This window comes from Frateuria sp. YIM B11624 (assembly GCF_049727805.1).
Lineage (GTDB): Bacteria > Pseudomonadota > Gammaproteobacteria > Xanthomonadales > Rhodanobacteraceae > Frateuria_A.
Genome location: NZ_JBCNYA010000040.1, coordinates 21,510 through 32,459, shown reverse-complemented (window position 1 = coordinate 32,459; position 10,950 = coordinate 21,510). Strand labels below are relative to the sequence as shown.

Genomic DNA, 10,950 nt, shown 5'->3' with positions numbered 1-10,950 from the left:
CCTCTAACACCATCGGGGGGTGCGTGGGGTGGGCTTCAGCCCACCGCTTTCTTCCGCTTCGGAGCCGGTGGGCTGAAGCCCACCCTACGCCTGCGGCCCGCCATCACCGCGGCGATGCGCAGCGCGGGCCGGAGCCCGCGCCGCGCCGGGTACGTCAGTCGCCGGCGCCGTCGTTGGCGAAGGCGCCGGGCGCGGAGCCGAAGTCGCCGTCGGCCTGCGCGGCCATGTACGAGAACGCCGCGTACACCGCCACGTTCTGCGCCAGGTCCTTCGGATCGATCTTGTCCAGCGTGTCGGCGGCGGTGTGGTGCCAGTCGAAGTAGTCGGTGCCGTCCTGGGTCAGCGACAGCGCGGCCATGCCCTTGGCGTGCATCTGCGACAGATCCGAGCCGCCGCCGCCGGGACGCTTGGCGTCGTAGGCCACGCCGATCGGCGAGAGCACCTTGGCGATCTGCTCGATGGCGCCGCGCGCCTCGGGCTTGACGCTCGCGGTCATGCGCCAGACCTGGCCCGAGCCGAAGTCCGACTCGGTGCCGAGCTGGAACCTGGCCACCTCGCCGGCATGCTTCTCGGCATAGGCGCGGCCGCCCCACAGGCCCATCTCCTCGTTGGCGAAGGCGATCACGCGGATGGTGCGGTCCGGCCGCTGCGGCAGGTCGCGGATCAGCTTGCCGGCGGCCATGGCGATCGCCACGCCGGCGCCATCGTCGATCGCGCCGGTGCCCGGATCCCACGAGTCGAGATGGCCGCCGATGGCGACGACCTGATCGGGATACTTCGCGCCGGTAACTTCGCCGATCACGTTGGCGCCGGTGTATTCGCCTTCGATGCCGCAGTCGAGGTCAAGCCGGACCGTCACCGGCTTGCCGTAGCCGAGCACGCGCTCGAGCTGGTCGGCGTCCGGATTGGACACGGCCGCGGCAGGGATCGTCTTGGTCGGGTCGCGGAAGCCGGTGACACCGGTGTTCGGCGTGCGGCTGTGCGGGTCGGTGCCGACGGTGCGCAGCAGGTAGCCGACGGCGCCCTTGGCCTGTGCGACCACCGGGCCCTGCACGCGGATCGGCGAACCGGTGCCGTAGTCGTGGCCGTCCTTGTAGCGGTGCATGCGGAAGTCGACGAACACGATCTTGCCCTTGACCGTGGCCGGATCGGCCGCCTTGAGCGCGTCGAGGCTGTCGAACCTGACGACCTGCGCGGTGAGGCCGCCCTTGGGCGTGCCCGGCGAATAGCCCAGCGCGGTCAGCACCATCGGCTGCGGGAACGGCGAGACGATCGCGCCGTGCTCGCTGCGGCGTACCCACTTCGGATAGGTGACCGGCTCGGTGTAGACCTTGTCGAAGCCCAGCGCCTTGAACTTGGCCACCGCCCAGTCCACGCCGCGCTTGTCGGCCGGGCTGCCGGCCAGGCGCGGGCCGACCTCGGTGGTGAGCGAGGTGACGATGCGGTAGCCGGTGTCGTCGTGCATCGCCTTGTCGCGCAGCTGTTCGGCCGTCTTTACGGCTGCCGCGGGAATGGTGGTGTCGGCGGCGCAGGCGACGCCGCTGGCCAGCAGCAGGCTGGCGGCGAGCAGGGTGAGGGAGGGACGGCGCATCGGGGAACTCCGCTGGGGATGAACGCCCGATTATTGGGGCCGCGGCAGGTAAGGGCGTAGGCCAGAAGTCACGCCATCTTGGCAGGGGCGCCCCATCCGCCTGTCGGCACCTTCCCCCGCATTCGCGGGGGGAGGCTCGGGGACGAGGCACTGCGGTTTGATCCTTCCCCCGTTTCACGGGGGAAGGTGCCCGAAGGGCGGACGGGGGCGGCCTAACGACGGCCCCGCACGGCGACCTGCTCCTGGAGCGGCGGCGTTACGCCCTGTTCTTCAGCAGGTCGCGGATCTCGGTCAGCAGCACCACTTCCGGCGGCTGCACGGCCGGCGCTTCCTCCGGCTTGGGCGCCAGGCGGTTGATCGTCTTGACCAGCAGGAAGATCACGAAGGCGATGATCAGGAAGGTGATCAAGGTGTTGATGAAGGCGCCGTACTGGATGGCCACCTCCGCCGTCTTGGTCGCCGGGTCGGCCGGCTTGAGCACCCATTTGAGCCGCGAGAAATCCACGCCGCCCGTGACCAGGCCGATCGGCGGCATGATCACCTGGTCGACCAGCGAACTGACGATCTTGCCGAACGCGCCGCCGATGACCACGCCGACGGCGAGGTCGATCACGTTGCCGCGCATCGCGAACTTCTTGAACTCCTGCAACATGCCCATGCCAGGTCCTCCTCCAGTTGCGGTGAGAAAAACGTCGCGCTGCCGCTTCAGGCCACGCGGCCTTCCAGCAAGGCGATGCCTTCGAGCTCGGCGCGGAAGCGGTCGCCGCGCTGCAGGGCCGCCACGCCGGCCGGGGTGCCGGTGAAGATCAGGTCGCCCGCCTTCAGTTCGAACAGTTTCGAAAGCGCGACGATGATCGCCGGCACGTCGTGCACCATGGCATCCAGCGTGGACTGCTGGCGCAACACGTCGTTGACTTCCAGGCTGAGCTGCGTCCGCGGGCCGGGTCGGCCTTGCTCGACCGGACGCAGCGCCGATACCGGCGCGGAATGGTCGAAGGCCTTGGCCACGTCCCAGGGATGGCCCTTGGCCTTGGCCTGCGCCTGCAGGTCGCGGCGCGTGAGGTCAAGTCCCACGCCATAGCCGAAGATCAGCGCATCGGCCAGCTCCGGCGCGATGTCGCGTCCGCCGCCGGCCAGCGCCACCACCATCTCCACCTCGTGGTGCAGCTCGGCGGTGGCGGTAGGGTAGGGCACGTCGGCGCCGTCGCTGACCACCGCGTCGGCCGGCTTGCAGAAGAACATCGGCTGCTCGTGGTCGACCGTCGCGCCCATCTCGCGCGCGTGGTCGGCGTAGTTGCGGCCGATGCAGAAGATGCGCCGTACCGGGAAGCGCAATTCGCTGTCCTGGATCGGCAGGCTGGGGACGGCTGGCGCGGCGATGGCGTAGGGCATGGCCGGAAGCGTATCAGAGCGGGTCGTCGCCGGGCCGCCAAGGCGTGCGCCGGCGAAAGACAAAAAAAGGCCGCCGGGGAGCGGCGGCCGATCTGGGGAGTCTCGCATCTCGCGGCGGGGGAGGGTCGCCCGGAAACGATGTTGTTATGGGTAAGAGGCGCGGTCCGCTCAGAAGTCGTAACGGGCGCCGATCCGGACGGTGCGCGGTGCGGTGTAGCCGTAGTACGGCGCCACGCCCAGGGCGCGGCCGTAGCTCGGCTCGTAGCCGCCCAGGCCGCCGTAGAACGGGTAGGTCTGGGTCTTCACCTGCTGGTTGAGCGCGTTGAACACGTCCACGTCGAACGCGAGCTTCTTGCCCGCCCATGCCGGGCGGTATTCGAGGCTGAGCGAGAGGTCGTGGATGAACGGGTTGCGCCCGGCCGCACCCGGCGGCGAGGGAACACCGTCGCACATGTGGTAGGAGTCGCCGTAGCCGGCCGGATCCTGCGGGTTGTTGATGTCGGTGCCGTAGTAGCCCAGGCACGAGCGCGGCGCGCCCGACTGCAGCAGCAGGTTGGCCGACACCATCCACTCGGGCGTGAACTGGTAGGAGCCGTACATCTTCAGCGCGTGGGTGTGGTCGTTGCCCTGGTCGCCGTTGGCGTAGGCCATCAGCGGACCGAAGTCCCAGTCCTCCGTCGCCGACACGTCGGCCTGGCCGATGTCGGAACGGACCTGGCCCTCGGTGTTGCCGTAGCTGCGCGAGTAGACGTAGTCGATCTTGCCGTACCACTTGCCGTCGAACGGATGCTCCAGGTAGAGCTCCAGCGAGTAGTAGTTGCGCTTGAGCGGCGGGAAGCCGAAGTCGGCCGGCGACATCGGGATGGTGACGTAGCCGCCGTTGGTCGAGGCCACCACGATGTCCGCCGTGCGGTTCGGGTTGATCAGGTAGCTACCCTGCAGGTTCGGCTGGATGGTGGCCGGGTCGATGCCCATCGACACCGCCTTGGCCAGGATCGCGTCCTTGTCGCCGGTGTCGTCGATCGCCGTACGCAGCTTGCTCACCTGCGCCTTGGCGCCGTACACCCAGTCGTCGTTGAACTTCTTGTCGAAGCCGACCAGGTAGGTGTCCTGGTACTCCGAGCCGATGTTGGACGCGGCGGCGGTCTTGGGATCGCGCGGCTGGCCGTACTCGTTGTTGGCCGAGATCGGGCCGCCGGTGGCGGTCTTGATCGGGGTCAGGTTCTGCGGCACGCCGTTGGCATCGATGCCCGAGTAGGTGAAGTACTCGTTGGTGAACACCGAGGAGCCGGCCGAACGCTGCGCCACGCTGGCCGGCAGCGCCAGGTAGTAGCGGCCGGCATTGCCGTAGACCTTGAAGCTCGAATCGCCGTCGACGTCCCAGGCGAAGCCCAGGCGCGGCGCCAACTGCGGCTTGGTCAGGCGGATGTAGGGCACGCCGTCGCCGTTGTAGTTGGTGAAGCTGTCGTTGCGCAGGCCGATGTTGAGCAGCAGCCGGTCGTTGACCTGCCAGGCGTCCTGCAGGTACTCGCCCTTCTGTGCGACGCGCACCGACGCCTCGGCGTACTGGATGTACTTGGTCACGTAGTAGCCGTCGGCGCCGTTGGGATAGTTGCCGGGGGCGTCGACGAAGCTGGAACTGCCCGGCGCGCCGGCGATCGGCGTGTTCGGGTCATGGTTGCCGTAGTCCCAGGCGTAGCCGATCAGGCCCTTGACCGTGGTGCCGTCGTTCTCGTCCCACACGTTCTGGTTGTCGATGCCGCCGGTGATGGTGTGGTCGCCCAGGTGCCAGCTCAGGTCGACGCGGAAGTTCTCGTTGAGCGTCTTGTGCGCCGGGTCGTCGATGTTCAGCAGCGTCTGGCTGTTGAGGATCGGCGTGCCGCCGGTGTAGGCGGGGTTTTGCTTGTCCGTATCGAGCAGGTACGGCGTGGTCGGATCGATGTCGGGGTTCTGGCTGAAGTAGGTGCCGTTCATCTTGCCGAACAGCGCCGTCAGCGTGAGGTCGTCGGTGATGTAGCTGGTGAACTTGCCGACGTAGAGGCGATGGGTCGTCTTGTAGTGCGTACCCTGGGTGACGAAATCGGTGCTCTGGTAGGTGTCGGGGTCGTAGTCGTAGACGTTCGAATCCTGCGAGTCGGTGTTGGAGGCCGCGGTGAGTTCGAGGATGTTGTTCTCGTTGATGTTCCAGTCGAGCTTGGTGTACCACTTCGGGTCGGAGAAGTCGGTATAGGTCGTCTGCCCGGTGGTCACCGGCCCGATCGTCTTGCGGTCGGTCTTCTGCGCTTCGGCCGAGGCGAACAGGAACAGCTTGTCCTTGATCAGCGGGCCGCCGACGTAGGCGTCGTAGGTGGTCTGCCACTGGCCGCTGTCGCCGGGATGGCGGTAGAGCTTGTTGTCGTTGAAGCTGGTGTAGTACGAATCCGCGCCGTCGGCCCCGAGCGCCTTGGGCGACCACAGCACCTGGCCGCCGAAGTGCCATTCGTTGGTGCCGCGCTTGCCCACCTGGCTGAGCACGCCGCCGTCGGAGCGACCGTACGCCGCGCCATAGCCGGCGGTGAGCACTTCTTCCTGGTCCAGCGAGCCGTACGGCAGCGTGACGCCGCCGAAGCCGCTGACCGGATCGGTCGTGTTGAAACCGTTGATGTAGTAGGCGTTCTCGGTCACCGAGGAACCGCCGATCGAGATGTAGTTGCCGCCGAACAGCGAGCTTCCCGCCGCTACGCTCGGCGCGAGCTGGGCGATCGCCTCGGCGGAGCGAGCAAGCGGCAGCCGGTCGAGCTGTTCGGAGGTGATCACCGTATGCGCCACGGTGTTGGTCACATCGATCGCCGGCAGGGCGCTGGCGACGACCTGCACGGCGGACAGGTTCTGCGCATCGGTGGCCTGGTCGAACGACACTTCGGTACCAGCGCCCACGCGCAGGCTGACGTTGTCGCGCGTGTTGACGGTCTGGCCATCGCGCATGACGGTGACCGTGTAGGTGCCCAGCGGAAGCTGGTTGACCACGTAGTGGCCGGAAGTGTCGACGGCGACCTCGCGGCTCACGCCCGACGTGCTCCTGACCACGACGGATTCTCCACTGGCGGCTTGCACGGAGCCGAAGATGCTGCCGGTGGTGGCCTGGCCGTGGGCGATCCCGGTGAACCCCAGGCCTGCGGCGAGCGCAAGGGCCAGCGCATTGCGGTGGGATCCGGCGAGGGATCGGACGAAACGCATACTCATCAGTGAATCTCCCCAAGAATTTTTGGTGGTGGATGCGGAGGCAGGGCGGTTTGCCGGAACGTGCGGGGGCCTCCGCGAGCGGGAGCGTGGTGGGCGTACATCCCGCATCCGGGCGGCCCCACGCTTCCTTCACGGATCGTCGATGCGTGTCAGAAAACCGTAAATAACCAGCTTCGTTCCGCGCGCAGTGACCACCTGTCGCCCTCGCGATGAGCCGGCGGCATGCCGCGGGGCCTATGCCACAAGTTGGGGAGCGGGCCGGTGCACCGTTTCGGATACGTGGGCGTTATCCCGGTTTTCGGTCCGGACGGATCCGCCATGCTGCTTACGCTCGAAGGCGATGGCCCGCTCTACATGCAGGTCTATGCGGGACTCCTGAAAGCCATCGCCGACGGACGCCTTCCGCTCGGCAAGCGCCTGCCCGGCACGCGAACGCTGGCCCATGACCTGGGTGTGTCGCGCACCGTCATATTGCAGGCCTACGCGCAGCTCGACAGCGAAGGCATCACCGCCAGCCGCGCGGGATACGGCACGTATGTGGCGGTCTCGCCGCCCAGCGCGCCGGCGCCGGTGCGCGAAACCAGGATGGCGGCCGGGAACCTGCCCGATCCCGCGCCGAGCCGCCGTGCGCAACTGGCACTCGGCGCGTTGCCGCCGCCCGACGCCACGCCGGCGGCACCATCCTCGGGCAGTGCCCTCAACCTCGCGGACGCCGCGACGATCCAGGACGAGCGCGGCCGCCTGCAATGGCGCCGCGCGCTGGCGGAGACGCTGAGTACGCGCGCCGTCGAGCGGCCGGACGTCGCCGGACTGCCCAGCCTGCGGCGTGCGCTGGCGGATTACCTGCGCGACGAACGCGGCGTGGTCGTGGATGCGGAGGACCTGCTCATCGTCAGCGGCATCCAGCAGGCGCGCGACATCACCGCGCGCGTGCTGGTGGAGGCCGGGGACCTCGTCGGCATCGAGGACCCCTGTTACCGGGGCATCCGGGCGACCTTCCAGGCGATGGATGCGCGGTTGGTCCCGTGCGGCGTGGGCCACGGCGGCTTCGATATCGCCCGCCATGCGGACGCGTTGCAGGGCGCGCGCATCGTCTACGTGATGCCCTCGCACCAGTTCCCGACCAGCGAGGTCATGGACGAGGCGCGCCGGCTGGCGCTGCTGGCCTGGGCCGCGCGCACGGGCGCCTACCTAATCGAGGACGATTTCGAATCCGAGCACCGGCTGGGTGCGCGCACGGTGCCGACGCTGCATACGCTGCAGCCGGGCGGGCGCGTGATCTACGTCGGCAGTTTCGCGCGCGAGTACTTCCCCTTCATGCGGCTGGCCTACGTCGCCGTGCCGGCCGGCTTGCGACCCTATTTCCACGCCGTCAAATGGCTTGCCGACCGCGGCAGCGCCGCATCGAGCCAGCGCGTGCTCGCCCGCTACATGGCCAGCGGGGACTTCGTGCGCAACCTGCGCCGCCTGGCCGGTGTCCTGGCCGGCCGGCGGCAGCGCCTGCTCGATGCCGTCGCGCAGCGGCTGGACGGCCACGCCCACGTGCAGGGCTTCGGGGGTGGCGGCAACGCGTTGCTGCACGTCCCGGGCGTACCCGCGTCGGCGACGGCGGCGTTCCTGGGCTGTGCCCTGGCCGACGGGTTGCGGCTGCAATCGGCCGGCGTGTACTACGCCAGGCAGCCTGGCCATCTCACGCTGCTGCTCCGCTACCTCGATCTGCCCGAACCGGCGATCGAGCAGGCCATCACGCGCCTGGCCCGCACCGTCCACCGCTTCTCCAGGCCAGATGGCGCGACCGCGCGCTGCGGCTGACAGGCGACTTCGCGCTGGATCCTCCGCAAGCCTGGCGGTCGGCTTGCCGCGCCGTGGAATACTGTGCCGGGGTCGCATCATGGGAGCGGCCGGCGGGCACGAATGACAGCTGTCATTCGCGATGGTTGATGGGGCAGGCTATCGCGAGCGATCGGCTTGCCGCATTGTTCGCCTCTGCAAAATGGACGGCGTGTGGGGTCGGCGTGGACAACGGTGAACTGCTCAGGCAGCTGAAGATCGAGCGCGGCCAGCGCGAGGCGGTGCACAGTGCGCCGCTGCGCTGGCCTTGGATCGTCGGTGCGGTGGTGCTGGTGCTGTTGGCGCTGGGCATCGGCGGCTGGTGGATGCTGGCGCACCGCGCGGTCGCGGTGCAGACCGCCACGGCGGCGGCGCCCAGCAGTGGCGATGGCGCCGGCGCGGTGCTGCAGGCCACCGGCTATGTGACGGCGCGGCGGCAGGCGACCGTGTCCGCGCAGATCACCGGCACGCTCACCGACGTGCTGATCGAGGAAGGCGACCACGTCAAGAAAGGTCAGGTGCTCGCGCGGCTGGAGGACAGCGCCTACCGCGCCAACCTGGACGCCGCCCAGGCCAACGCGCGCGCGGCCCAGGCGCAGGTCGGCCAGTTGCAGGCTCAGCTCGCGCAGGCCCGCCACGACGCCACCCGGCAGGAGGCGCTGGTCGGCCGCGGACTGGTCGCCAAACAGGCCGCCGAGCAGGCGCGCACGCAGGTCGACGTGCTGGCCGCGCAACTCGCCGCGCAGCGCAAGCAGGCCGAGTCCGCCAGGGCGCAGGCGCAGGTCGCCCAGGTCAACTTCGACTACACCGTGGTACGCGCGCCGTTCGACGGCGTGGTCACCGACAAGGCCGCGCAGGTCGGCGAGATCATCTCGCCGCTGTCGGCCGGTGGCGGCTTCACCCGCACCGGCGTGGGCACGATCGTGGACATGGATTCGCTCGAGGTCGACGTCGACGTGAACGAGGCCTACATCGGCCGCGTCAAGCCGGACATGCCGGCCCAGGCGGTGCTCGACGCCTATCCGGACTGGACCATTCCCGCCCACGTGATCGCCATCGTGCCGGCAGCCGACCGCGGCAAGGCCACGGTGAAGGTGCGCGTGGCGCTGGAGCAGAAGGATGCGCGCATCGTGCCGGACATGGGCGTGCGCGTGTCGTTCCTGGAAACCAGGCCCAAGGTCGCCACGCAGGCGCCGCATGGGGTGCTGGTGCCGGCAACGGCCATCGCGACGCGCGACGGCCACGAGGTGGTGTTCGTGGTGCACGATGGCCGGGTGCAGCAGCGCCGCGTGCAGGCCCGGCCGATGGGCGAGCAGCGCCTGCTGCCCGAGGGCGTGCAGCCGGGCGATGTGGTGGTGGTTTCGCCGCCGGCCGAACTGCACGATGGCAGCGAAGTGGAAGCCGCCAGCGGAGGCTAGCGCCGGTCAGGCGGCGGCCGCCGCCGGCAGCGTGCGCAGGCAATGGCCCAGCAGCGCCGATGCCGCCTGCAGCTCGGCGACCGACAGCCCGGCATAGCCCAGCAACAGGCCGGGCCGCGGCGGCGGCGAGAAATAGGACGGCGCGATCGGATGCAATCCCAGCCCCTGGGCGAGGGCGTACTCGATCAGCGCGCTGCATTGCGCGTGGTCCATGCCGCGCAGCCACGCCACCAGATGCATGCCGGCGTGCGAATCGTCGATGTCGAGCCGGTCGCCTGCATGCCTGCGCAGCCCTTCGATGAGTGCCGACCGCCTCGCCCTGAGCATCTGCGAGGCGCGCCGCAGATGACGCTCGAACGCCCCGCTTTGCATGAAGCCGGCCAGTGCGGCCTGGTCGATCGACGAGCAACCCATGTCGTCCAGCCATTTGGCCCGCTTGAAGTACCCGCATAGCGCACTGGGCAGAACCATGTAGCCCAGCCGCAGCGAGCCGAGCAGGGCCTTGGAGAAGGTACCGATGTAGATGACCCGGTCGTGCTCATCCATCGCGCGCAGCGCCGGGAGCGGCTGGACGTCGTAGCGGAATTCGCTGTCGTAGTCGTCCTCGACGATCCAGCATGAGCGCTCGCTCGCGTAGCGCAGCAATTCCATCCGCCGGCGCTGTGACATGACGGCGCCGCTGGGAAACTGGTGCGAGGGAGTGACGAAGATCAGACGCGGCACTTGCGCGGGCAACTGTCTGCAGATCAGCCCCTCCTCGTCCACGGGGACGCCCACCAGCCTGGCGCCATGGGCCCGATAGACCTGGTAGGCGCCGAAGTAGCGGGGTTCCTCGAGCGCCACCGGATCGCCTTCGTCCAGCAGCACGCGCGCGGTCAGCGCCAGCGCCTGCTGGGTACCGTTGACGATCAGCACGCGGCTCGCATCCACGCGCACGCCGCGGCGCCGCGCCAGGTAATCGCAAACCGCCTCGCGCAACGCGGGCAGGCCCTGCGGGTCAGGATAGTGCGGATCGGTGTAGCGGGCCGCGTGCGCCAGCTCGCGGCTCCATGCCGTGGTCAGGGCCGGATTGATCAGCGGCGCGCCATACTGCATGTGGTAGCGCACGCCCTCGTACATCGGCCCCGCCGGGCGGGGCATGGCCTCCTGCATGCGCTGCGCGTAGCGCGAAGGTGGCGCCAGCGTGGGAGACGCCGCCGGTGCCTGGGTTCCGGTCAGGACGGGGCCGACGTAACTGCCCGAACCGACCCGACCGGAGATGAATCCCTCGGCGCGCAATTGCTCGTAGGCGGCCATCACGGTGGTGCGCGAGAGCCCCAACTCCATCGATACGACCCGGGTGGACGCAAGGCGGGAGCCCGGCTTGAGGCGCCCATCGAGGATGGCCGTGCGCAGCGCGCGGGCCAGTTGCACGTGCAGCGGGCCTTGCCCGTCGAGCTCCAGATACATCATCTCGTCCCCGAGTGGCCTCGACCGCCTGCGCCAAAGCGGTTCTGG

At 69.1% G+C, this 10,950-nt stretch carries 7 protein-coding genes; 2 read left to right on the top strand and 5 right to left on the bottom strand.

What is annotated here, in order from left to right; translation table 11 throughout:
• Positions 1-154: 154 nt before the first annotated feature.
• The 4 genes from AAIL17_RS16525 to AAIL17_RS16510 form a co-directional block, all read right to left on the bottom strand.
• Positions 155-1,591: a M20/M25/M40 family metallo-hydrolase gene (locus tag AAIL17_RS16525; RefSeq protein WP_424683947.1), complete on the bottom strand. Its 1,437-nt coding sequence runs from the start codon at positions 1,589-1,591 to the stop codon at positions 155-157.
• A gap of 256 nt (positions 1,592-1,847) precedes the next feature.
• A complete protein-coding gene (gene mscL / locus AAIL17_RS16520; protein ID WP_424683946.1) occupies positions 1,848-2,249 on the bottom strand; it encodes a large-conductance mechanosensitive channel protein MscL in 402 nt (133 codons plus the stop codon).
• Between the two features lie 47 nt (positions 2,250-2,296).
• On the bottom strand, positions 2,297-2,983 hold the full coding sequence (locus AAIL17_RS16515) for a fumarylacetoacetate hydrolase family protein (RefSeq protein WP_424683945.1): 687 nt from the start codon (positions 2,981-2,983) through the stop codon (positions 2,297-2,299).
• Positions 2,984-3,151: 168 nt separating this feature from the next.
• On the bottom strand, positions 3,152-6,205 hold the full coding sequence (locus AAIL17_RS16510) for a TonB-dependent receptor (RefSeq protein WP_424683944.1): 3,054 nt from the start codon (positions 6,203-6,205) through the stop codon (positions 3,152-3,154).
• 318 nt (positions 6,206-6,523) lie between these two features.
• Between AAIL17_RS16510 and AAIL17_RS16505 the strand changes: the two genes are divergently transcribed.
• Together AAIL17_RS16505 and AAIL17_RS16500 are read left to right on the top strand one after the other, a co-directional pair.
• Positions 6,524-8,017 (top strand): PLP-dependent aminotransferase family protein, encoded by a 1,494-nt coding sequence (locus AAIL17_RS16505; protein ID WP_424683943.1) that lies wholly within the window; start codon positions 6,524-6,526, stop codon positions 8,015-8,017.
• A 203-nt stretch (positions 8,018-8,220) separates the two neighbouring features.
• Positions 8,221-9,453 carry an efflux RND transporter periplasmic adaptor subunit gene (locus AAIL17_RS16500; protein WP_424683942.1) on the top strand — a complete coding sequence of 411 codons (1,233 nt, stop codon included), beginning with the start codon at positions 8,221-8,223 and terminating at the stop codon, positions 9,451-9,453.
• A gap of 6 nt (positions 9,454-9,459) precedes the next feature.
• On the opposite strand, the gene AAIL17_RS16495 is transcribed toward AAIL17_RS16500, so the two are convergent.
• The gene (locus tag AAIL17_RS16495) at positions 9,460-10,902 is read right to left on the bottom strand and encodes a PLP-dependent aminotransferase family protein (RefSeq protein WP_424683941.1); all 1,443 of its coding nucleotides are present in this window, start codon (positions 10,900-10,902) and stop codon (positions 9,460-9,462) included.
• Between the last annotated feature and the right edge of the window lie 48 nt (positions 10,903-10,950).

Excerpts from the sequence above, each read along its gene's own strand:
- AAIL17_RS16525 (WP_424683947.1), bottom strand. The coding sequence starts at position 1,591 with ATGCGCCGTCCCTCCCTCACCCTGCTCGCCGCCAGCCTGCTGCTGGCC.
- mscL (WP_424683946.1), bottom strand. The coding sequence starts at position 2,249 with ATGGGCATGTTGCAGGAGTTCAAGAAGTTCGCGATGCGCGGCAACGTG.
- AAIL17_RS16515 (WP_424683945.1), bottom strand. The coding sequence starts at position 2,983 with ATGCCCTACGCCATCGCCGCGCCAGCCGTCCCCAGCCTGCCGATCCAG.
- AAIL17_RS16510 (WP_424683944.1), bottom strand. The coding sequence starts at position 6,205 with ATGAGTATGCGTTTCGTCCGATCCCTCGCCGGATCCCACCGCAATGCG.
- AAIL17_RS16505 (WP_424683943.1), top strand. The coding sequence starts at position 6,524 with ATGCTGCTTACGCTCGAAGGCGATGGCCCGCTCTACATGCAGGTCTAT.
- AAIL17_RS16495 (WP_424683941.1), bottom strand. The coding sequence starts at position 10,902 with ATGTATCTGGAGCTCGACGGGCAAGGCCCGCTGCACGTGCAACTGGCC.